The following is a 23,676-nucleotide window of genomic DNA, read 5'->3' as shown; positions in this document are numbered from 1 at the left end:
CCTGCGGAAACCCCTGATGAAGCACAACAACGCGATACTCGAAGCCTTTACCCGCAGTTCCGTACGCCTGAACAAAGGCCTGATGGTACTGATGGGAATCGCGTTGCTGTTGCTCCTCACCAACTACTGGTCACTGCAACGCGGGATCGAAACCCGGTATGGCGCAACGCGCTTTCATTTTGCGCGGCTGATGGAAAACCTCACCGAGCAGCAAACCTATCTCAAGAGCCTGGCGCACCCGGGCATCCAGGCCGAATTGCTGCGGGCCACCAACGTGCAGGTCAGCCTCAAGAGCCGTATGGTCGAGAACCGCCGCACGCTGTACGTAGGCCAGAAGTACTCATTTTCGGTGCCGTTCGACGTCAAATTCGATGAGCAACAGGTCGGCGTTGCTGCACGGCCACCGATCTTTGCCCTGGGTGCGCACCTGACCAGCTACTACAGCGCCTTCTGGTCCTCGTCGCCGTATGAGGCGCCGCAAACGTTTCTAGTCAATCGCCAGACACACTACGCTATCACCATTCCCTCCGTGGGCTACCAGCGTCGCGAAAGCGCTGAAGAAACCGGCAACCAGGTGGCACTGGTCACAGCGGTACAACAAACCCTCGCGCAGACGCCGCAGCCGCTGGAGCAGGATTGGGTGTACTGGAAAGCGGGGCCGCAACCCGAGCACTTGCTGGCCTACATGGGCCTGGCACTCGACGGCCAGGGCCAGGCGGTGATCGGCACCTTGCTCGACCTGTCGCAAGTCGACGATGTGCAACGCGCGCTGGATCACTCGGCGTTTGATCGCTTCACCCTTATCGCACCCGACGGCAACCGCTTGATCGGTCCAGAGGCCAAAGCGTCACTCAGTGATGGCGTGCACCTCACTGCGAATGGCTTTGAGTTCAAGATTACCCAGGCCGGCGACCGGCCCTGGAGCGCGGTCTATGGCCTGAACTACTCGCATTTCTTCCACTCGGCGTTATGGCCATTGAGCACCCTGGCGCTGCTGCTGGTCAGCCTGGTCACCCTGGGCTGGGCCGGCAGCCGCTGGTACCGGCGCCAGGTGATCAATCCGGCGCGCCTGGCCCACGAACGCATCGCCGAAAGCGTGGCGTTCAGCCGCGTGATCATCGACACCGCGCCCACCGGCTTGTGTGTGGTGCGCCGCAGCGACGGCAAGGTGCTGATCGAAAACCAGCGCGCCCAGCAATGGCCGGGCACCGCACGTCTGGTGGCGGCCATGGCCGGTCAACACGACAGCGTTGAGAGCGGCGAAAGCCATTTGGAGATCGAAGGCCGGCACCTGCAAATCGGCTTTGTGTCGACCCGCTATCAAGCCGAAAACGTGCGCCTGTATGCCTTCAACGACATCACCCGGCACATCGAAGACGCCCAGGCGCTGGAAGAGGCACGTCACGCCGCCGATACCGCCAACGAGGCCAAGACGTTGTTCCTGGCAACCATGAGCCATGAGATCCGCACGCCGCTGTATGGCGTGCTCGGCACTCTGGAGTTACTCGGCCTGACCGACCTGGACCCGCCTCAGAAAACCTACCTGCACACCATTCAACGCTCGTCCGCCACGCTGTTCCAGCTGATCAGTGATGTGCTGGATGTGTCGAAGATCGAGTCCGGGCAAATGGCGATAGAAGCCGTGGACTTCTGCCCGTTGGACATGCTCGAAGACACCTTGCACACCTACGCCGCTTTCGCCCAGCGCAAAGGGCTGCAACTCTACAGCTGCATCGACCCACAGTTGCCGGACTGCCTGATGGGCGACCCGATGCGCATTCGCCAGATCCTCAATAACCTGGTGAGCAACGCGATCAAGTTCACCGACATCGGGCGCGTGGTAATCCGTGCTCGGGTGATGGCGCTGGATGTCGAGCATGTCGACCTGGAATGGCAAGTCACCGACTCCGGCGTCGGCATTCCCGAAGCGCAGCAGGCCAAGCTGTTCGATCTGTTCTACCAGGCGCCGGACACCGCCAGCGAAGGCGGCGCCGGGCTGGGGTTGCCGATTTGCCGCTGGCTGGCGCAGATGATGGACGGCGAAATCCGCGTGGTCAGTGAGCCGGGCCTGGGCAGCAGCTTTACCCTGAAAATGCGCCTGCCACGGTGCTGCGGCGCGCTGACCAACCTGCCGCTGATCGAACCCAGCCCGACGCCGGTGTACGTGCAGGCGCCGGTGCGCGAACTGGCGCAGTCGATGAGTGACTGGCTCAATCGGCTGGGCATCGCCGCAGCCTTGGCGGCGACCACCCAGGAAAAAGACAGCCGCCATGCGGTGCTGGTGGACCTGCTGCCCAGCGAGCCCGCCAAGCCGTGGGCCGGCCAACGCGTGCTGTGCCAGCCGGGCGCACACAGCCCGCCGCTGCACACGGCGCAAGGCTGGGTGGTCGACCTGCACGATGTGCGCAGCATCGCCAGCACCGTGTCCCTGGCGCAGCACGGCAAGCATGAGCAACCCGCAACGGCCCGACCACAAAGCGCGGGGCAACTGGGGTTGCGCATCTTGGTGGCCGAGGACAACCCGGTCAACCAGGCGATCATCAAGGAACAGCTCGAAGCGCTCGGCTGTTCAGTGAGCCTGGCCGCCAACGGCGAGCAGGCGCTGCAACTGTGGCAACCGCAGGCCTTTGACCTGGTGCTGACCGACGTGAATATGCCGTTGATGAATGGCTATGAACTGGCCAGGACGCTGCGTGAGCACGACCCACGCTTGCCGATTATCGGCGTGACCGCCAATGCGATGCGCGAGGAAGGCGTGCGCTGCCTGGCGGTGGGCATGAACGCCTGGATCGTCAAGCCGTTAAGCCTGCAAACCCTGCGTGGCCAGTTGATCAAGTTGTGCAGGGTCAAGCCAGCGCTGGAGCCAGCCATTGCGCCTTGCGACGACAGTGTGCAGCTGTCGGACAAGATGCGCCCGCTGTTCATCAGCAGCGTGCAGCAGGACTTGCAGCGCATCGGTGCCGCCCTGGCGCAACGTGATGCCCACGGCCTGGGCCAATTGCTGCATTCGGTCGCCGGCGCCCTGGGCGCAGTCCAGGCACTCAGCCTGGCCCAAGCGTGCATCGAACTGGAAAGCGCACTTAACCGCGGCAGCCTCGACACGGCACTTGAGCTCAAGGTAAAGGCGGTGATGCAGCGTCTGTCGGCCGTTCTGGAGACTCTCCAGCCCGGGCACTCTTCACTCACTTGAACTGGCACTACGGACGGCCCTTTATGAAAAAATTCAACGTGGTAATCGCGGACGATCACCCGATCGTCCTGCTTGGCGTTCGCGAGTTGGTGGAGCGCGACACACGCTTCCAGGTGGTCGGCGAGGCTGTGTGTTCGGCCGGCCTGATCGCGCTGTTGCAACACCAGGGTGCCGACATTGTGATCACCGACTACAACATGCCGGGCGACTCGCCCTACGGCGACGGGCTCAAGTTGGTGGAGTACCTGAAGCGGCATTTCCCGCAGGTACAGATCCTGATCCTGACGATGATCTCCAACCACCTGATCCTCACCCGCCTGCAAGAGCTGGGTGTGGTCGGCATCATCCAGAAAAGCCAGTTGCACACCGAGATTGAATTGGCGCTCAAGGCGATTGCCCAGCAGAGCGCCTACCGCAGCCTGGAACCGCCAAAAACCTCGGTGATCGAGACCCTTACGGCGATTGACGAGCGCTTTACCAGTTTGTCGCCCAAAGAGTTCGAGATCCTGCGTTTATTTATTTCCGGCATGAGCGTCAGTGATATTGCGCGCAGTCAGAACCGCAGTTCAAAGACCATCAGCGCGCAAAAGATATCGGCCATGCGCAAACTTGAAGTGAGCAGTGACCAGGACCTGCTCGCTTATTGCCTGGCGCGCAACATTTTCAACTAACCCACAACTAGCAAGCCATTTAAAATAATGGCTTCGCCCTTTATTTGCTGAGTCTTCACGCGCCTTCCCGCCGTTCTAAAACGCCTGCTTCCTGACTTATAAGAATCGTCTTATTCGCTCACCCGCCCTCACCGCTTATTCTCCTCTCGCAGTTCAACAACAGCATTTTCCAACTAACACTAACGGACATCATCATGAAGAAGTTTTCCCTGGCTGTTATCGCCTCGGCCATTATCGCCGCTTCCGGCAGTGCATTTGCCGTCGACCCGGCACCGACGCCGACCCTGGGCGGCAGCGGTAAAATCACCTTCACCGGCGTGATCAACAACGATGCCTGCTCGGTCGACGGCGCCAACTCCGACCGCACCATTTCGGTAGACATGGGCAACGTGTCGATCAAGGACATGGGCACTGCCGAAAACCCAACCGCAGGCCGTGTCACCGCCAAAGACTTCAACCTGAACGTCAACTGCAACCAGGGCACCAAAGTCGCGATGATCTTTGACGCCAACAACGGCGGTTCGGGCCTGGTCACCGGCAAAAAAGTCCTGGCCCTGAACCCGGGTTCGGCCACTGCACAAAACGTCGGTATCGCCCTGCTCGACAGCAAAGGCAGCCTGATCGACCTCAGCTCTTCCAGCACCGCGCGCATCGAAAGCACTATGCACGGCGCCGGCACGGCTGGCGGCGACGCCACCCTGAGCTTCGCGGCCGCCTACGTCACCACCGCAGCCGCCGGTTCGTCCACCGCCGGTCGCGGTGATGCCACCCTGCCGTTCATCCTGCAATACGAATAACTCGGCGCCCCCGGCACCGAACGCGCGAGGCCCTGCGGCCTCGCCATTGTCTTTTGATTACACCGGATAACCCTCATGCCGCCTCGTTCTATCGCCGCATGCTTGGGGCTGCTGGGCTTGCTTATGGCTGCCCAGGCCGCCGCCAGCATTTCATTGAATGCCACCCGCATCGTGTTTGATGGCGACCATAAGGAAGCCAATATCACCGTGCGCAACGGCAACCAGGATGTGTTGATTCAATCCTGGGTCGACATGAACGACGCCAGTGCCAGCCGCGCGCCGTTTGCCGTCACCCCGCCGCTGGCGCGGGTGTTCGCCAAAGAACAACAACTGCTGCGCATTCTGTACGAAGGCAAAGGCATGCCCACGGACCGTGAGTCGGTGGTGTGGCTCAACGTGCAGGAAATCCCCAAGGCCAGCGAGGCCGAGAACACCTTGCAGTTGGCCATCCGCCAGCGCATCAAGATTTTTTACCGCCCTGCCGGCCTCACCGGCAGCGCGCTGCAAGCCCCTGCGCAACTTGAGTGGACACTGGCCAAACACGCCGGCCAGACCCTGTTGCAGGTGAAAAACCCGACGCTGTACCACGTGTCCATGGCCGACATCAAAGTGCAGGCACAACTCGCCAGCGACTCCACCATGATCGCGCCCGGCGAACAAAAACAGTTCCCGCTGAGCGCGGCAATTGCCAACGGCCCGGTGCAGCTGTCGTTTTCCAGCATCAATGACTATGGCGCGCAAAACCACTACAGCGCGCCCCTATCGAGCGGCGCTGCGCTACCTGCGCACGCGACGGAATCGCGCCTCAAACCCTAAGTAGCTTCTCTAACCCACAGGCTCACTTCGCGTGCGTGTTTGCGTGCCCGGCTGTCCGTCAATCAGGGATGTCATAGGTCTTCGCATGTCTTTTCTTTCCAGCAACAGGCCCGCACGTGGCGTACTGAAGTTGAAGACGCTGTCGCTCGCGATTGCGGCCAGCCTGCCGACCTGGGCCATGGCCGATGATGCAGCGCAAAGCTTCAACACCACGTTCCTGCAAGGCTCGCAGTCGCCCGTCGACCTGCAGCAACTGCTCTCGGCCAACAGCGTGCTGCCGGGCAATTACCGTGTTGACCTGTACAGCAACGAAGTGCTGGTAGGCCGACGTGATATCGACTTCAAGCGCAACCCGAAAAACGGCCGGGTTGAAGCCTGCCTGACCCTCGACCTGCTCAAGCAACTGGGCGTCGACATGAGCCGCTTGCAGGCCGAAGGCAAACTCGACCCGCAGCAGCCACAGGAATGCTATGCCCTCGCGGACATGATCGAAGACGCCAGCGTGCGGTACGACAGCAGCCGCCTGCGCCTGATGGCAAGTATTCCGCAAGTGGCCATGCAGCGCGGCCTGCGCGGGTATGTTGACCCGCAGTTGTGGGATGACGGCGTGCCGGCCGCGTTCATCAACTACCAGCTCAACAGCAGCCGCACCGCCGGCGACTATAAAACCCGCATCGCTAACAATCTCGGGCTGCGCAACGGCATCAACCTGGGCGCCTGGCGCCTGCGCAACGAATCGAACATGAGCAGCGGCACTGACCGCTCGAACACCTTCACCAGCAACCGCACCTACGTGCAGCACGACGTGACGGCGATCAAGGGTCAGTTCAGCGCCGGCGAGATTTTCTCTGACACCGACTTGTTCGACAGCGTGCGTTATCGCGGCCTCAAACTGGCCTCCGACGACGGCATGCGTGCCGACAGCGAACGCGGCTACGCGCCGGTGATCCGTGGCGTGGCGCAGACCAATGCGACCGTAGAGATCCGCCAGAACGACTACATCCTCTACACCGCCAACGTCGCACCAGGGCCGTTCGAGATCAACGACATCTACCCCAGCGGCTCCAATGGCGACCTGCAGATCACCGTGATCGAAGCCGACGGCAGCCGGCGGGTGACGATGCAGGCGTTTTCCAGTTTGCCGATCATGGTGCGTGAAGGCCAGGTCAAGTACAGCCTTTCGGCGGGTACGTTCAAGAGCAATGCCGACGGCCTGGGGACCCCGCGCTTTCTGAGCGGCACACTGGCGTATGGCTTGACCAGCAACCTCAGCGGCATCGTCGGCCTGCAAGCCAGCGAGGACTACAGCGCGCTGTCGATCGGCGCCGGCAAGAACACCGCGTTCGGCGCCTTCTCCCTGGACACCACGCACTCGTCCAGCAAGGCGCGCGGGCAAACCAGCCAGGGCAGCAGCGTGCGAGCGTTGTACGCAAAAACCTTTGCCGGCACCGACACCAACTTCACCCTGGCCGCCTACCGTTACTCCACTGAGGGCTACCGCACCCTCACCGACCATGTGGAAGACAACAGCGAAGACGTGCGCGTGCGCACCGGTCATTCAAAAACCCGCACCGACCTGACCATCAACCAGAGCCTGGGGCGTAACAGCGAGTTCGGCAGCCTGTACGTCAACGCCAGCGACCAGCGCTACTGGAACCGTGGCGGTTCGCGCAGTTTGTCTGCCGGTTACACCGGCAACTGGGGCGACCTGAGCTACAACCTTGGCGTGACGCGCACCCAGCAAATCGTCACCTATGGCGAGCCCAGCAGCGACACTCAGGTGAACCTGTCCGTCTCTTTCCCACTCGGCAGCCAGGCCCGTGCGCCGCGAGCCTTTGTCACTACCAGCCATCAGCGCGGCGACACCACTACGCAAGCCGGTATCAACGGTTACGTTGCCGATACCAGCGACACCTTCTATTCGGTGCAGGCCGGCCATAGCAATGCGAGTGGCGACTCCGGCTCGGTGAATATCAACAGCCGTACTTCCATGGCGGATGTCAGCCTGGGCTACAGCCAGGGCCAGGGCTACAACTCGCAGAACCTTAACCTCGCGGGTTCGGTGGTCGCCCATGCGGGCGGTATCAACCTGGGGCAGACCGTCAGCGAGACCTTCGCCCTGGCCGAAGTGCCGGGCATCTCCGGGGCCAAAATCGGCAGTTACAGCGGCGTCGAGACCGGTTACAACGGCTATGCGGTGATCCCTACGGCGCAACCTTACCGGGTGAACTGGATCAGCCTGGACACCCGCGACCTGGGCGGCGATGTGGAAATCACCAACGCCACCCAGCAACTGGTGCCGCGCCGTGGCGCTATCGTGGTGGCGCGTTACAGCGGCACCACCGGGCGACGGGTGTTGTTTGAGTTGTTTGATGCGCAGCACAAGCCGTTGTCGTTCGGGGCTTCGCTGGAGGACTCGGCGGGTAAGCAACTGGCGATTGCGGACCCGAATGGGAATGCGCTGGCGCTGGTGGAGCAGGATCGGGGGACGCTGGTGATCAAGTGGGGCGAGCAGCGTTGCAGTGCAAGCTATGCGCTACCGCCGCAGAACAAGGCGCTGAACTATGAGCGGCAGGCGTTGGTGTGTGGGCCTTAGGGGGGCAGGATGTTGGTCGGTGGACATATCCGTTGCAGCGGTCACGGTGGTTAACGGGGCGCCTCAGATCAAAAGCCGACCTGAGTGGTTAGGCAAGAGCCGGATCAAGTGCACAGCAAAAGCCTGTCTACCTGATGCAACACGCTCCCACATTCGACCGCGTGCAGTCTTGACGATGAGGTCTGCTTTGATCCGGCCCTTACATTCTTTTCGATGACGAAGTCAGCGGTCTTTTGATCTGCTCTTTTGATCTTGATCTGAAATCGCCCCCACATTCGGGATTGATGTATAGCCTGATTAGGCTAAGGTGCTGCCCACACGTTTCCACCGCCGAGACATCCCATGCGCAACCTGATTTTCGCCAGTGTCTGCCTGCTCACCACCGCCCTGACCGGCTGCCAGCAGACCCCGCCGGCCAACGACCAACTCGACGCCGTGCTCTGGACCCAGACCTCCATCGAACACGAGTTGATCTACCGCCAGCTGTTCGCCAACGCCACCCGCCAACTCGACGTGGCCCTGGCTGACCCAACCTGGGATGCCCTGCCCTTTCCACCCCGCGAGCTGAACGGTTTACCTCCAGCGGTGGTGGTGGATATTGACGAAACCCTGCTGGATAACGTGCCGCTGAACGCTCGCGACATCATCAATAATCAAGTCTATTCCTATGACCGCTGGAATACTTGGGTCAACCAGGCCAAGGCCCAGGCATTACCGGGGGCAGTGGCTTTCCTGCAGGCCGCTAAGCAAAAGGGCATCAAGGTTTACTACCTCACCAACCGCGAACACAGCCAGGTCGCGGCCACTGTCGCCAACCTGCGCCTGCGTGGGTTTCCGGTGAGCGGCGACGAACAAGTCCTGGCCGCCAGTACGCCAATCGGCCATTGCGAAAGTGCCGGCTACGGCAAGACGTGTCGCCGTCAGTGGGTCGCCAGCCATGCCCGCGTGTTGCTGATGGCCGGGGACTCGCTGGGTGATTTCGTGCAGCCCGAACACAACACCCTCTGCGCCCAACGCAAGGCGGTGGAGCCCTATGTGAGCTGGCTGGGGCAGCGCTGGTTCCTGCTGCCGAACCCGAGTTACGGCAACTGGTACAGCGCGCCGTATGGGGATGATGAGAAATTGCCGTTTGAACAAAAACGCAGGTTCAAACAGCAGGCATTGCAGTTGGAAGAATAGGAGGCTGGCTGGGGCTCAGGCTTTGATGTTCTGCCGAATGTTCCAGCCAAACTTCACCGGCCCGCCGTCCTTGGCGCCGTCGGCCTTCTGCGGCTGGTAGCTGACGTCGACGGTGGCAAAATTGAGGGCAAAGCTGTCATGTACGACGTCGGTGTTGCTTTCAGCATTCGTGCTGTAGGACACCACCATGACTTCCTTCAGGGTGATCACCAGATACTCCACCGGGCTGGCACCGCCGGCCTTGCGTAGCACCAACCTGGCCTCGGGGTAATGCTTGCCGCTGGCGCAGGCCATCATCAGGTTGGGGCTGGATTTATCCAGTGGTTTGGTCAGGTTCAGATTGGCGATATTGACCTTGCCCGCACCGCCGCCCGTACCGCTGTGCATCGAACCCGACTGCGACATGCCCCATGCCCACTGGGTGATATCGATCTCGTCGCGATGAGCCTGGTCCCTTGATTCACCCTTGATATCACCCAGCTTCAAAAACATATCGACTGCCATGTTTGCTCCCTGCCTTGGTATGCGTCGGTAGTGACGTGGGACGCACTTTTCCCCAGCCGCAGCGGTGCGCGCAAGACGCAGAAGGCAGTTAGAGACGCACCCGACGTGAAATGGCGAACCTTCCGACATTCAGCGGTACCTCCTCATCTTTACGCTCTCGACTCCCGCAATAACAGGAGTTAAGGATGACGGCTTCCCTGCTCAAAGATGGATTCCCTTCGACCCACCGCACCACGCGTCAGCGGATTGAAAGCAGTATTGATCTGCGCAAGTTGTTCTTCGCCGTCGATAGCGACCCGGCACTGATTGGCGCGGGGGTGGTGTATATCGATGACATGCTTAACGTGGTGGTACTGCGCGAGTTTCAGGCAATTTGTAGTGTGCGACCGATCAAAGTCGTGCTGCGTGAGGCGCCCAAGTATGTGGGGCCGGTGGAGTTCAAGCGGATGTTGGAGCATGAGCCTCGCGAGTCCCGTTTGGTGGCTGAGGCACTAAACACGACGATCACTTGTGCGGGGGCGTTGTTGAGTTGGGCTGTGGTTACGAGTGGTGTGATGTTGATGCCATTTACGGCGGGGACGAGTGCGGTGATCACGGTTATCGGCCAGGCTGCAGCGGCAGCGGGTACGGTTCAGTGTATCGCCGGCGCCCTGCGAACTGCGTCAGAAGCTGCATTCCCCGAGTTCAATGACTATTTAGATAGCGAACCCTGGTATCAAGACGCGACGGCAGTACTGGATGGTGTGGCGCTACTGGGCGTTGCAACTTCGATGTTGGTCACAGTGAAAGCCATCATTACAACTACGCGGGTAACAGGAAAATCGATCCGCCAGGTGCTCAAAGGCCTGACTCGGCAAGAGCGGGCAAAGCTGAACGATGAATTGCTCAAGATCCGTGACCCAAGGTTAACGAGCAGACTGCTTAAGTTGGAAAAAGCTAACGGTAAACTTTCCAAACGTATCAGCGCTGCGGCAATGCAGCATGCAACCGCTACCCACATCATGGATGCATTGGCTGCATCGCTCAGCTTTACCAGCAGTGCAACCAACGGAAATCTCAAGACGTTGGCAGTCGGCGTCTACGAGGAGGTCAACCCATGAGCGAAAAGGGCGAAGAAAAAAACGCGTATTACTCAACTGTTTTTATTGAAAACCCTTGGGAAATCATCAAACGGTACACGCCGGTAATCAGTGCCGACCTTCTCGTCGCATGCGCCTCGATAGCATTGACGGCTACCCTGACAATGCTCACTTACCTTTCGTCGTACCCCATAAGCTTTGCGACCAAGACATTTTTTTTCAGCGCGACCGGGCTTGGCGCTGTATATGCCATTGCCAAATACCAAGTGCTGTACGGCCGCATACACTGGGTCTGGCTAAACGTCGCGATATACCTCATATGTCTGCTGGTATCACTTCCCGCCATCGCGTACCGTCCCAACGTGCACCTCTACTCCATGACCCTCATCGGCCCACTGACCGGCCTGCTGATCCTAAACAGCAACCGCTGCCGCGAACTGCGCCACAAGATGGTCGAAATCCGCCACAAGCGCGAAAACATCATCGCCACCCTGAAAAAACAAGGCCACTGGAAATGGTGGTAAGCGCCCTGCCACCTGCATTCGCTCAACACCCATCAAGCCACATTCTGCAATCGCCACAACAACTGCTCGCCACTCATCGCCGGCGCATACACATAACCCTGGCCCACCCTGCAGCCCATCGCCAGCAATTGCCGCTGCTGCTCCTGGGTTTCGATACCTTCCACCACCACGCTCATGCCCAGGCTGTCGCCCAGCGCCAGGGTGCTGTGGATCACCGCGCGGCAACGTGGGTCGGTGGTCATGCCGCGCACAAACTCGGCATCCAGCTTGATCTCGTTGAACGGCAGCTGACACAGGCGTTGCAAGGATGAAAACCCGGCGCCAAAGTCATCCAGGGACAGGTTGCAACCGAGCATGCGCAAACGCATCAGGCACGCCAGGCTGCTCGCCGAGGCTTCCAGCATGCCGCTTTCGGTCAGCTCGAAAGTCACGCTGGAGCGCGGTGCCTTGAACGGCGCCATGACGTCTTTGATCTTCAAACTCAACCCGCCCTGAGCCAGCTGCTGAGCGTGCAGATTGAACGCCAGGTTCAAGGTCATGCCGCTTGCCCTGACGTGTTGTTGCAGGGTCAAGGCCTGGTGCATCTGTGCAAACAACAATTCGTCGAGCCGCCCGCAACGCTCCAGCACCGGCATGAAGGCCATTGCGGGTAACAGACCGTAAAGCGGGTGATGCCAGCGGCTCAACACTTCCACGCCGATCATCTCGTTGGTCCACAGGCCGAATTTGGGTTGGTAGTACGCGTGCAGCTGGCCGGCCGCTAATGCGTCGCACACTTGCGATTGAGTAAACAATGGCAGCGCAGGTGAAACCGCAGGCGCTATCTCCCCAACAGGCTGATGACGATGCACTGCCTCTTCGAGCTGATTGAGGGGCGCCAGCGTGTCGACATGGCCCAGCAAACGCACGCCGAGCAGGCGGGTGAACGGTTGCAGCGCTTGGCTGATTCCAGGCGGCTGATGGCCGCTGACAATCAGGCCATGCAGCCACCCTCGCTGCGCAGCATGTTGCAAAAACTCCAGCCCATCCATGCCGGTCATGGACAAGTCGCACAGTACGACATCCACCCCGCCCACGCTTTCCAAAAGGGCCAAGGCTTCAATGGCATGCGTCGCCTCGATCACCGCATGCCCCATCCGTTTGAACTGGCTCACGACAACGGCGCGCTGAAAGGCGTGTTCCTCAAGGATCAGGACGCGTAAAGGCTGGCTCGTCATTGGCGTGGGCTCGTGGGTAGTGGAGCCAACGATTGTCTAAAACTGCCCGGAGAAAGCGGGGATGATTAGTCCTTTATGAACGTAGGATATTTCTCAAAATACTAGCAACAGGCCAAAGGCAGCGGATCTGTTCAACGCCATCCGCCGCCCCAGCGTTTGCTACACCGGCTTGCCCATCAACGGGTCACTGATACTGTGCGCCCCCGTCTCAAGCCGCCCCGCTACGCGACGCACCCAGCCATGCTCATTGCGCACGGTGAAGTCATACCAGCCACCGCTCGGCTGGCGGGAGAACGTGCGCTGCTGCGAGCTGTGGCCAGCAATCTCCAGCAGCCATGGCCCTTGATGGGTGTAAGGGCAGCGCTTGATCGTCACCGAGACCGGATGCTTGCTGGGGTTGATCACCGTCAGCAGCACGCTGTCACCCTGGTAAGCCACTGACAGTTCGGGTTCGCGGCGTTGCAAGTCACCCTTGAATGACCGGTGAAAACCGTTCGGCCCCAAGAGCCACAGGTCATAGCCGCCAGCGACTGGCCAGGTGTCACTGAGGTGCTTTTCAGCGCCCACGGTGTAGCGTCGTGGGATGTCTTCCAGGTGCAGTCGGTCGTAAACGTGGAAGACCGCGCCCTGGTCGCCATGGTTAAAGAAGTTCAGCGTCAGCTCAGCGGCGCGACGATCAACGGCGCCCTCGACATTCAACTGATAAGGCAATGCACGGGATGGCCGAGCCATGCGCGCCTGGTGCGGCACCTGTTGCCGGCCCTCTGCTGGAACCGCGACCTGGGCCAGTTGCTCCTGGCGCTGGCGCAGCAAATCTGCGGCCAGGCGAGTGGTGTCGTGCAATGGCGGCAACCGCTCACTGTTGGGATTGACGAAGTTGAACGCTGAGGTGAGGTCGCCACAGACGGCGCGACGCCAGGCGCTGATATTGGGCTCGCGCACCTGGAAACGCTTCTCCAGAAATTGCAGCACCGAGGTGTGATCAAACGCCTGGGAGTTGACCCAGCCGCCACGACTCCAGGGCGATAGCACCAGCATCGGCACCCGTGGGCCAGGGCCGTAAACACCACCGTCCGGCGCCGGCTGTTGCGTGGTGCCGGGCGGTGCCGGATGCGTGAAGATTTCGCTGTCGAACTTCACCGTGGACTTACCGGCAAAGCTGCCATCGGAACGCCTGGACGGCGCTGATGGTGAGGGAACATGGTCGAAGAACCCGTCGTTTTCATCGTAATTGACCAGTAGCACGGTCTTGCTCCAGACCTCCGGGTTTTCGGTCAGCGACTTGAGAATCTCTTGAGTGAACCAGCCACCCTGCACCGGGCTGGAAGGCCCAGGATGTTCGGAGTAATTGGCCGGCGCAACCAGCCAGCTCACCTGGGGCAGGCGCCCGTGCTTTATGTCATCGCGAAAGCCCTGGATGATCGCCTCCAGGTCACTGCCGTTGGCGGACGGCAGTGTGTTGCCGTTGCCTTTGTACAAGGGCACGCGGGCGTTGAGTTGATCGCTGTAAGGCACAAAGGCCTTGAAGTCTTTCGGCGGTTCCGCCGGGTTGCCGGCCGCGACACTGGCGGCGCGGTACTGACGAAAACCGGCCAGCGGGTTGTCGCCAAAGTTATCCGGCAAAAACTGATAGACCTTCCAACTCACGCCCGCTTCTTCCAGGCGCTCGGGGTAGGTTTTCCAGGTGTAACCCACGCTCACCGCACCAGGGCCGTCCCATTCGTTGACCACCGCAGCCACGTTGGCACCGGTAGGGCCGTTGGTGCCGGTCCAGTGGAACAGCCGGTTCGGGTTGGTGCCGGCGTGCACCGAACAATGGTAGGCATCGCACAGAGTAAAGGTGTTGGCCAACGCAAACTGGAAGGGCAATTCCTGCTCGCGGTAATAGCCCATGGAGGTGTGGGTCTTGTAGGTCGGCCAGGCACTCATGCGGCCGCTGCCCCAGGCGGTGTGTTCGTCAACCCAGGAGTGCGGCGTGCCGTCCACGCGCTGGGCATTGCCGCGTGAACTGTCCAAGTGGTACGGCAACACGCGGCGACCCTTGCCCTGTTGCTCCCAGACCTTGCGCTTACCCGACAGCGGGATGGTGAAGCGGTCGCTGAAACCGCGCACACCGGGCAAGGTGCCGAAGTAGTGGTCGAACGCGCGGTTTTCCTGCATCAGGATAACCACATGCTCCACATCCATAATCGTGCCGGTGCGGTTGTTGGCAGGGATCGCCAAGGCCTGGCGGATGGAGTCAGGTAGCAGGGTGTAGGCGGAGCCGATGGCGGCGGCCTTCAGCAGGGTGCGGCGGGTGAGAGTTGGCATGGCACTATTCGATCCCTGGGGTGCTTGAGATAAAAACGCTCAAGACAAGGTAGAGACTGCAAGCGACAAAAAAGTGACATCAGGTTACTGACAATCCGATGATCTGTTTACAGGCCTACCGCTGATTGTGGCAAGCAGCTTGTTGTGGGCTGTGGGCTTGTTGTGGTGAGTGGGCTTGTTGTGGCGAGCAGGCTTGCCCTGCGTTGGGCTGCGCAGCAGCCCCAGTAAAGACACTGGAGTTCTCCTGAAGGAACTCAGCGCCTGGTTTCAGGGCCGCTGCGCGCCCCAACGCAGGGCAAGCCTGCTCGCCACAACAAACCTGCGTTACACAACAAGCATGCTTTCCACAACAAGCCTGTTCACCACAACAGTGCGCTCAATAGAGTCAGGCCGTTCGCGCCGCAATTGCCTCCACTTCCACCAACGCCCCCGGCAACGGCAATGCCACCACCTGCAAAGCGGTGCGCGTGGGCTTGTTCGGCTGCTCGGGCGTGGCGAAGAACTGCGTATAACCGCGCTGCAATCCGGCGAAATCGAGCTTGCCGTCGGTCTCTTCAGCGCCGACCAGAAACACGCGCAATTGCACGATATCGCCCAGGTCCAGGTCTTGCTGCTGGAGGATCTTGCGCAGTTTGTTGAACACCGACACCGTCTGTACTTCGGTGTTGCCGTAGACCCCTGGCACGTTCGGGTCGACCAGATCGGGCAAGGTGCCGCTGACGAAAATCAGGCTGGCCGAGGCCGGTACGGTGACGGTTTGCGAGATGGGAAAATCGCCGACGCTGGTGCGTTGAATGCTGTCGCTCATGGTGATGCTCCTCAGGAGGCGGCGAGTGCCGCACTCTGTTGTTGGGTAACGCGCTCGGCCAGTTGCGCGATCACATGCCGCGCCGAGTTGGCTGCCGATTCCTGCCAGATGCCCACACCGCTTTGCACCAGGCCGTCGCCGGCGAAGTACACGCGGCCGTGGGCCTGTTCCAGCAAGGCACTGGCATCGGCCGGGAAGTGTTGGCGCTGCAGCCATGGGCCTTCGCTGTAGGGGATCTGTTCCCAGGACACCGCCAACGGGTGGCGCAGGTGTTTTGAATAACCGGGATGCAGCAGCTCCACGGCTTCTTTGGACGTGGCGTACTGCTGGTCGAACGGCTTGGCGCCAAATACGTCGGCGCCCTCCCCGGTTACGTAACCGGCCACCAGCAAACCGTCGCGGGTGTTGAGGTCGTTGCTGGGGTACCACAGCAGGCGCGCCGGGTGCTCGATCCACGAAAGGCCGCCGTAGGTGCGGTAGTCGGTTTCCCAGAAGCGCGGTGATTGCCACGCCACTTTGGTCGCCTGATCGCTGCGGGTACTGAGCAACGCAGCTTTGACCGGGTCGCTGAAGTCGGTGTCGAGTTTGGCCAACAGCGGCAACGGCAGGGTCGAGACCAGGTAATCGGCACGCACCACCTGTTCGCGGCCGCTGAGTTGGTCGTGGTAGGTCACCGCCACGCCGTCATCAAGCTGGCGGATCTGCCGCACTTGGGCGCCCAGTTGCACCTGGTCGCGCACGCGCTGGTAGAAAGCGTCGGTGATGCGGTCCATACCGCCGACGGGTTGGAACATGGTGGCGGAAAACTCCGGGAATTCGGTGTGCAATAACGCGCCCCACAACTCCGGATGCAGCAGACGGTCCAGCGCCAGCGGGCTGCGGCTGGCGGGCAACGCGCCGGGGTGGGCAGGCGACTCCAGGTGACCTGAGCGCAAGCTGCCTTCAAAGGCCAGTTCCTGCGACAGGTCGCCATACACCTGCAAAAACGCCAGCAAGCGCGTGCGCTCTTCACTGCTCAATACATCATCAAGGGCATCGCGCTGCACCGCTTTGGCCAGCAAGCCGGACAGATGCCCACGCGTGTCATTGATCGCCTGGCCGACGGTAAACGCCGACTGTTGCAGATCGGGCCGTACTTGGGCGCCGTGGCTGCTGTTGACCAGCACTTCCAGCGGCACACCCAGTTCGCTGCAATAGTCGAGAATCGTGCGGTGTTGGCTCGGAATCCTGGCGGGGCCGGCGTTGAAATACAGGCCTTTATCAAACGCTACGGTTTGCGTGCGGCCATCCTTGTAGTCCACGCGGTCACCATTGCGCAGGGTCCAGGTGCGCCCGCCTACGCGGTTGCGCGCCTCCAGTACCTGCACGCTGAACCCGGCGCGACTCAGTTCCAGCGCCGTCACCAACCCGGCAATCCCGGCGCCCAGCACCAGCACGCGAGTGCCCTGCCCCAGGCCTGCGTTGAGTTTCAGCGGTTGCGGGCGTCGATGTGACGACGGCCCCAAACCCAATACCGCCAATGCATCCTTCACGGCCTTTTCACCGCCTACAGCGGCGATGCTCGACAGCGCTTCACGGCGTGTCAGTCCCATGTCGATGCTCCTAGTCCGGCAGGCCCGGTGGGTTGATCAGCGACGTGTCGACGCGCTCGATGTCCAGGCCCCAGCGTTGCAGCACCTGTTCATATTGGCCGCCGGCAATCGCGCCTTGCAGGGCGGTGTGGATCGGCTGGATCAGGCCGTTGTCCTTGCGGGTGGTCACGGCAATATCCGCTTTCAACGGCCAGCCGCCGTTCACCGTGCCCACCAGCTTGATGCCATCGGTGACCGCCGCCGAATAGGCATACACCGAGTTGGGCCCGAACAGCGCATCGCTGCGACCCGATTGCACCGCCAGTTGCGCGGCGGCCTGGTCGTCGATGTATTGCAAGAGCGCAGGCTTGATACCGGCTTTTTCATTGGCCTCGTTCCAGGCCAGCAGGACCTTTTCCTGGTTGGTGCCGGAGCCGACGATGATCTTCAGCCCGGCAATGTCCGAAGCCTGTTTGATCTCGGTGATTTTGTTGGTGCTCTTGACGTAAAAGCCGAGCACATCCTGGCGATAGGTGGCGAAGTCAAAACGCTTCTTGCGCGCCTCGGTCACGGTGACGTTGCTGATCACCGCGTCGTACTTGCCGGAGCTGACGCCCAGCGGCCAGTCCTCCCAACTGGTCTGCACCACATTGAGTTGCAGGCCGAGGCTGTCGGCCACCAACTGCGCGGTATCGGCTTCGCTGCCGATGGTGGTCTTGTCGTCGTTGGCCAGCAGCGCCAACGGCGGCCCGGCAACGCCGGACACCGCCACGGTGAATTTGCCAGGCTGGGCGAACTTGAAGCCCGGCGGAATCTGCGCAATCGCCGCTTCATTGCGCGGCACGTGGATGCGCACGCGGTCGGGGCTGAAATCCACCTGTTGCACGGCGAACGCGGTGTGCGCAGCACCGACGGCAAGCGTCAGCAAGGCCACGCGGGCAGTATTGATGAACATGGGCAGTCACTCCTTGAACTAAAGCACCTTGCCCAGAAAGGCCACGGTGCGGGGATGTCGGGGTTGGCGAAAAATCTGTTCGGGCGGGCCCTCTTCGATCAATTGGCCGTCACACAGGAACACCACGTGGTCGGCCACTTCGCGGGCAAAGCCGATTTCGTGGGTGACGATCACCAGGGTCACGCCCAGTTGGGTCAGGCCTTTGATCACGTCGAGTACTTCGCCCACCAGTTCCGGGTCGAGGGCTGAGGTGGGTTCATCGAACAGCAGCACTTTGGGGTCCAGAGCCAATGCGCGGGCGATGGCCACGCGCTGTTGCTGGCCGCCGGAGAGCTGGCGTGGGTAGGCATCGACTTTGTCGGCCAGGCCGACCTTGGCCAGCAGCTCGGAGGCCTTGGCCTGCGCCTCGGACTTGCTCCAGCGCTTGTGGGCCAGCGGTGCTTCGGCGATGTTTTCCCAGGCGGTGAGATGCGGGAACAGGTTGAAGTTCTGGAACACAAAACCCACGTCGATGCGGCGCTTGAGGATCTCGCGTTCTTTTAATTCGTAGAGCAGGTCGCCCTTGCGCCGGTAGCCCACGTATTCACCGTCGATGGTGATGTGCCCGCTGTCGATCTTTTCCAGGTGGTTGATGGTGCGCAGCAAGGTGGATTTGCCCGAGCCGGACGGCCCGAGGATCACCGTGACCTTGCCTGGGTCGATGGTCAGGTCGATGTCTTTCAACACCTGCTGGTTGCCAAAGCGCTTACCCACGCCCTGGATCTGAATGCGCCCGGCGCGTGCTTCAGCCATGGGTTTTCTCCTTGAGCCAGCCGCGCAGGCGTTGCAGCGGTGTGGGCGGCAATACCCGCGCCGTACCGCGCGCAAAGTGGCGCTCGACGTAGTACTGGGCGCTGGTCAGCACCGTGGTGATGATCAGGTACCACACGGTCGCCACCACCAGCAGCGGGATCACCGCCTGGGTGCGGTTGTAGATGACCTGCACGGTGTAGAACAGCTCCGGCAAGGCCAGCACATAGACGATTGACGTGCCCTTGACCAGGCCGATGATTTCGTTGAACCCCGACGGCAAAATCGAGCGCAGTGCCTGTGGCAGGATGATGCGAAAAATCCGTCGCGAAGCCGGCAAACCGAGGGCCGCCGCCGCTTCATGCTGGCCGGCATCCACGCCAATCAAACCGCCGCGAATGATCTCCGCCGAGTAGGCGGCCTGCATCAGGCTCAGGCCCAACACCGCCACGGTGAATTGGCTGAGCACATCCACGGTCGACCACTCGGCGAACACTACGCTGGTGAACGGTACGCCGAGCACGATGTGTTCATACAGGTAGGCAAAGTTGTAGAGGATGATCAGCACCAGCAGCGCCGGCATCGAGCGGAAAAACCAGATATAGCCCCAGGCCAACGCCGCCAGCAGTGGCGAGCCCGACAACCGTGCCAGCGCCAATGCAGTACCGAAGAGCATGCTGAACACGGTGCTGAGCAACGTCAGCAGCAGCGTCTGGCCGAGGCCGCGCAGCACCGAGGTAGAAAAGAACCACTGGCCGAACACGCCCCACTCCCAACGCGGGTTGGTGGCCAGTGAATGCACGATGGCGAGCAGCACCAGCGCGGCGAAGATCGACCCGGCCCAGCGCCACGGGTGGCGGGCGGGCACCACTTGCAGGGCCTTGATGGGCGTTGCGACGCGGCGCTGGCGAACCGGGCTGACGTCTTCGATCAGGTCATAGGATTTGGCAACAATGGGCATGTTCTATTCCTCGCGGGTTGCGGCCTTAGAAGGCGTAAGTCAGCCGGGTGTAGTAGTACCCGCCGGTAAAACCGTAGGGCGAATAAGTGCCGTAGCTGGCGAGCATGGTGCTGCTCGGCACGCCTTGTTTCTTGGGGTAAAGGTCGAACAGGTTCTTGGCGCCGACGGCAATGTTGAGGGCTTTGGTGAGGTTGTAGCCAAGGTCGAGGTCGGTGATCCAGCGGGCGTTGTAAACCCGGTCCAGGTCGCGATTGGCCGAGGAATTGACCTCTTTGTAGGCGCCGTAGCGGGTCAGGGCCAGGTTGAGGTTGAAGCGATCGATGCTCCAGTCGCCGCCGAGGATGAGTTTGGTCTTGGGCTGCACATCGGTGATCAGGCCACGGGCCTGGCGGTCCATCAGGTCATAGGGCGTGCCGAGGATGTCGGTGGAGGCCTTGTAGTTGAGGATCTTGGTCTGGTTCCAGTTGAACGCGGCGGTCCACTTCAAGGTGCCGAACTGGCCGAGGTCCTGGTTGTAGTTGCTGACCAGATCCACGCCCTTGGTGCGGGTGTCGGCGCCGTTGATAAAGTACTGGCCGCCGGAGGTGGAGTTGATGCCGTTGCTTTGCAGTACCTGGGTGACTTCGGGGCCGAGCAAGGTGCCGGTCAGGGTGATGCGGTCACGCAGGTTGATCACGTAGGCGTCGGCAGTGAAGTTGAGGCGGTCGGTGGGCGTGAGGGTGAAACCCAGGCTGAAGTTGGTCGAGCGCTCGGGCTTCAACTCCTGGGCGCCGAGGGCCCTGGCCGCCGCCGAACCCACCGGCAATACGCCGTAGTTGATCGACTGATACACGCCGTCAACCACGCCATAAGTGGTGGAGCGCGCACTGAACAGGCTGTTGGCCAGGGACGGCGCGCGGAAGCCATTGCTGACGGTGGCGCGCACGGCAAATTGCGGGGTGAAATCGTAGCGCGTGGTCAGCTTGCCGCTGCGGGTTGCGCCGACCCCTTCGTTGTAATGCTCGTAGCGAAAGGCGGTGCCGATGTACCAGTCCGGCAGCGGGTTGAAGCCCACATCGACATAACTGGCGAGGCTGTTGCGCGAGGCGCTGCTTTCTTCATCCGGCGAAATGCCGTTGGTGACTTGCGCCCCGGATGACGCGCAATTGCCCGGTGCCACGCAATAGCCGCCATTGGCATAGGACGCATAGTCACCGGCCTGCACCTCATAGGTGTCGCGCCGATGTTCGAAGCCGTAGGACAGGTCCAACGGTTTTTGCAGGCCCACATCAAAGCCGCGTTTGAAGTCGAGGTTGGTGGTCAGCTCGGTGGAAATCCAGGTGCCGGAGGTGAAGCTATTGGGCGTGTACTCTCCCAGCGACGGGTTCTGGTTATGGGTAGTGCCCTGCTCCGCCTCGTTGCGCCCGTAGGTGGTGGACAAGTCCCAGTCCCACGCGCCGACGGTGCCTTTGCCGCCGAACGCGGCCTGGAAATCGTCTTCGTCGATGGACCAGGTGGGCGTGTACCCGGCCGGGTAGCCATTCGGCCCGGTGGTGATGGTATTGGTGATGGTCGGCAGGCGGTAGTTCTGCCCCTGCTCGGCCTTGCGTCGCGAATAGGTGGTGAAGGAATACAGGCTCAGGCTGTCATCAATCGGCAGCTCAGCGTTGTAGCCCAGGGTCAGCAGGTTGGTCTTGGGCGTGCCGTAACCGCCGTAGGTCGATCTGCCGGCCTGGTTGTAAGCTTGCTCATAGGTGTAGCCGTTGGCGCTGGCTTTGTTGTCGTCATTCTGGATGCGCGCATCCAGGGCCAATTGCACGACCCCGCCGTTGCCGATTTCAAAACCCTTGTTGAGGCTTTGTTGCACGGTTTGCTTCTTGCCGTCGTAGCCTTGGCCGACGTTGGTGACGGCGGTGCCGCTGGTATCGGCCTTGAGGATCACATTGATGACCCCGGCGATGGCATCCGAGCCATACTGAGCAGCGGCGCCGTCGCGCAGTACTTCCACATGGTCGATGGCACTGATGGGGATAAAATCCAGGTCAGCCGGCGCCGCGCCGGTGTTGATGCCATTGATGTTCAGCGTAGCGCTGGTGTGGCGGCGTTTGCCGTTGACCAGCACCAGCACTTCGGCAGCACTCAAGCCGCGCAGGTTGGGCGCGCGGGCAATGCCGCTGGCGTCCCAGCCGGTTTTTTCCGGCAGGGTCAGCGACGGGATCACCGCGCTCAAGGCTTCCATCAAGCCGGGCTTGCCGGTGCTTTGCAGTTGCTTGGCGCTGACCACATCAATCGGCACCGGGCTGCTGGTGACGGTGCGCTGCTCGGCGCCACGGTTACCGGTGACCACCACGGTGGACAAGGTGCTGTCGTCCTGGGCCTGAACTGCGCTGGCCAGTAGGGCCAGCGTCATAACGGCGGTGGGTTGCAAGACTTGCTTCATAGCCACTCCATACATTCCGAATCGCGAAGTCGGGCAGTCGCGCGGGCGGGCGCGGTGCTCGTTTTTCAGGGTGTAGCTGCGATGGGGAACTAGGTGTGGAGCGAGCGAGGGCTTTGAATCGGCAACATACGTTGAACTCCCTTCCAACGATTCTGCCGCGGGGTCTTTACCCGGTTATGGCGCGCAGAATCTGAATCACGCTGGGTACCATCCGAGGTCAGGGGTAGGCTGTTGCGATCAAACATAACGGAATGGATTTTAAAAATATAATGCTATTTGGGCATAAGCTAATATTCTCTACTTTCATTATTTACGAATAACTTTATTCATATAAATAATGTTTTTTACTGATCGTTCCCACGCTCCGCGTGGGAATGCCTCATGGGACGCTCCGCGTCCCGCCCTGCAACCGGCAACCTTGTGACGCGGAGCGTCACGGGCTGCATTCCCACGCGGAGCGTGGGAACGAGCATTAGTGCGTGAGAGCGAGCAGGGTCAGGTGTGGGTGCGGGTGCTTTTTTCCACCAGGCACATAGGCGTGCCGGAAATGGGCTCCTGCAGGATCTGCACCTGCACGTCGAACACCTGGCGCATCAGCTCGGCGCTGATCACCTGGGCGGGCGTGCCGTCAGCCACCAGCTTGCCGGCGTGCATCACCGCCAAGTGGTCGGCGTATCGGCAGGCCTGGTTGATGTCGTGCAGCACGGTGATCACGGTTTTGCCCTCGGCGGCCAGTTCGCCCATCAAGTCGAGCAGTTCGACCTGATGGCTGATATCGAGGTAAGTGGTGGGTTCGTCGAGCAGCACCACTGGCGCGTTTTGCGCCAGCACCATGGCCAGCCAGGCGCGCTGGCGCTGGCCGCCGGACAAATCCGCCAACGCGCGGTCGGCGAGGTTGTCCAGTTCCAGGCGCTGCATGGCTTGGGTGACGTGGGTTTGATCGTTGCCGCTCAGGCGCCCCCACAGCGAGTTATGCGGGCTGCGGCCATAGGCGACCAACTGGCGCACGCTGACACCTTCCGGCACCGGCAATACCTGCGGTAAAAATGCGATCTGCCGCGCCAGTTGGCGAGCGGACAAGCTGGCGTAGGCGTGGCCATCCAGGGTCAACTCGCCCTGGGTGGGTTTGAGGATGCGCGCAAACGCCTTGAGCAAGGTGGACTTGCCACAGCCGTTGGGGCCGATCAGCGCGGTGACGCGACCTGTCGGCGGTGCAAACGATAGGCCCTGCACGATACGCGTGGCGCCGTAGCCGATGTCGAGTTGGTGTGCCTGCAAAATACTCATGTC

The 23,676-nt window shown here is 61.2% G+C and carries 18 protein-coding genes; 8 read left to right on the top strand and 10 right to left on the bottom strand.

The annotated features are described in order from the left end of the window. Positions 1-16: 16 nt before the first annotated feature. The 6 genes from K0H48_RS20350 (at position 17) to K0H48_RS20325 (ending at position 9,249) form a co-directional block, all read left to right on the top strand. Positions 17-3,190: a response regulator gene (locus K0H48_RS20350; RefSeq protein ID WP_219268871.1), complete on the top strand. Its 3,174-nt coding sequence runs from the start codon at positions 17-19 to the stop codon at positions 3,188-3,190. Positions 3,191-3,213: 23 nt separating this feature from the next. Then, positions 3,214-3,861, top strand: a complete 648-nt coding sequence (locus K0H48_RS20345; protein WP_138814731.1) for a response regulator — start codon at positions 3,214-3,216, stop codon at positions 3,859-3,861. Between the two features lie 194 nt (positions 3,862-4,055). Beyond that, the gene (locus tag K0H48_RS20340; RefSeq protein ID WP_138814730.1) at positions 4,056-4,658 is read left to right on the top strand and encodes a fimbrial protein; all 603 of its coding nucleotides are present in this window, start codon (positions 4,056-4,058) and stop codon (positions 4,656-4,658) included. 75 nt (positions 4,659-4,733) lie between these two features. After that, a complete protein-coding gene (locus K0H48_RS20335) occupies positions 4,734-5,474 on the top strand; it encodes a molecular chaperone (RefSeq protein ID WP_219268870.1) in 741 nt (246 codons plus the stop codon). Positions 5,475-5,559: 85 nt separating this feature from the next. Continuing rightward, entirely contained in the window at positions 5,560-8,070 is a 2,511-nt protein-coding gene (locus K0H48_RS20330) for a fimbria/pilus outer membrane usher protein (RefSeq protein WP_219268869.1), read from the top strand. Positions 8,071-8,412: 342 nt separating this feature from the next. Next, positions 8,413-9,249, top strand: a complete 837-nt coding sequence (locus K0H48_RS20325; RefSeq protein ID WP_219268868.1) for a 5'-nucleotidase, lipoprotein e(P4) family — start codon at positions 8,413-8,415, stop codon at positions 9,247-9,249. 15 nt (positions 9,250-9,264) lie between these two features. Here the strand turns inward: K0H48_RS20325 and K0H48_RS20320 are convergent, their stop codons facing one another. Next, positions 9,265-9,753 (bottom strand): type VI secretion system tube protein Hcp, encoded by a 489-nt coding sequence (locus tag K0H48_RS20320; protein ID WP_138814724.1) that lies wholly within the window; start codon positions 9,751-9,753, stop codon positions 9,265-9,267. Between the two features lie 185 nt (positions 9,754-9,938). Between K0H48_RS20320 and K0H48_RS20315 the strand changes: the two genes are divergently transcribed. Both K0H48_RS20315 and K0H48_RS20310 read left to right on the top strand, forming a co-directional pair. Beyond that, a complete protein-coding gene (locus K0H48_RS20315) occupies positions 9,939-10,853 on the top strand; it encodes an NAD synthetase (RefSeq protein ID WP_219268867.1) in 915 nt (304 codons plus the stop codon). Continuing rightward, entirely contained in the window at positions 10,850-11,356 is a 507-nt protein-coding gene (locus K0H48_RS20310) for a hypothetical protein (protein WP_219268866.1), read from the top strand. Before K0H48_RS20315 ends, K0H48_RS20310 begins: the two co-directional genes overlap by 4 nt. 32 nt (positions 11,357-11,388) lie before the next feature. Here the strand turns inward: K0H48_RS20310 and K0H48_RS20305 are convergent, their stop codons facing one another. From K0H48_RS20305 to fecE, 9 genes are all read right to left on the bottom strand, one after another. Next, positions 11,389-12,573, bottom strand: a complete 1,185-nt coding sequence (locus K0H48_RS20305) for an EAL domain-containing protein (RefSeq protein ID WP_219268865.1) — start codon at positions 12,571-12,573, stop codon at positions 11,389-11,391. Positions 12,574-12,732: 159 nt separating this feature from the next. Further along, positions 12,733-14,883: a phosphocholine-specific phospholipase C gene (locus K0H48_RS20300; RefSeq protein WP_219268864.1), complete on the bottom strand. Its 2,151-nt coding sequence runs from the start codon at positions 14,881-14,883 to the stop codon at positions 12,733-12,735. A 385-nt stretch (positions 14,884-15,268) separates the two neighbouring features. Next, positions 15,269-15,691, bottom strand: a complete 423-nt coding sequence (locus tag K0H48_RS20295) for a RidA family protein (protein ID WP_065911881.1) — start codon at positions 15,689-15,691, stop codon at positions 15,269-15,271. 11 nt (positions 15,692-15,702) lie between these two features. Further along, positions 15,703-17,283, bottom strand: a complete 1,581-nt coding sequence (locus K0H48_RS20290) for an FAD-dependent oxidoreductase (protein WP_219268863.1) — start codon at positions 17,281-17,283, stop codon at positions 15,703-15,705. 10 nt (positions 17,284-17,293) lie between these two features. Then, positions 17,294-18,217: an ABC transporter substrate-binding protein gene (locus K0H48_RS20285; protein WP_219268862.1), complete on the bottom strand. Its 924-nt coding sequence runs from the start codon at positions 18,215-18,217 to the stop codon at positions 17,294-17,296. Between the two features lie 18 nt (positions 18,218-18,235). Then, positions 18,236-19,009, bottom strand: a complete 774-nt coding sequence (locus tag K0H48_RS20280; protein ID WP_219268861.1) for an amino acid ABC transporter ATP-binding protein — start codon at positions 19,007-19,009, stop codon at positions 18,236-18,238. Beyond that, the gene (locus K0H48_RS20275; protein WP_219268860.1) at positions 19,002-19,967 is read right to left on the bottom strand and encodes an amino acid ABC transporter permease; all 966 of its coding nucleotides are present in this window, start codon (positions 19,965-19,967) and stop codon (positions 19,002-19,004) included. Before K0H48_RS20275 ends, K0H48_RS20280 begins: the two co-directional genes overlap by 8 nt. A gap of 25 nt (positions 19,968-19,992) precedes the next feature. After that, complete coding sequence (locus K0H48_RS20270; RefSeq protein ID WP_219268859.1) at positions 19,993-22,386, bottom strand: TonB-dependent siderophore receptor; 2,394 nt, start codon at positions 22,384-22,386, stop codon at positions 19,993-19,995. A gap of 495 nt (positions 22,387-22,881) precedes the next feature. Continuing rightward, positions 22,882-23,673 carry a Fe(3+) dicitrate ABC transporter ATP-binding protein FecE gene (gene fecE / locus K0H48_RS20265; protein ID WP_219268858.1) on the bottom strand — a complete coding sequence of 264 codons (792 nt, stop codon included), beginning with the start codon at positions 23,671-23,673 and terminating at the stop codon, positions 22,882-22,884. Between the last annotated feature and the right edge of the window lie 3 nt (positions 23,674-23,676).

Source organism: Pseudomonas sp. Xaverov 259, assembly GCF_019352915.1.
Classification (GTDB): domain Bacteria; phylum Pseudomonadota; class Gammaproteobacteria; order Pseudomonadales; family Pseudomonadaceae; genus Aquipseudomonas.
Note: the sequence above shows the minus strand (reverse complement) of the source record. Positions and strands in the feature narration are given on the sequence as shown.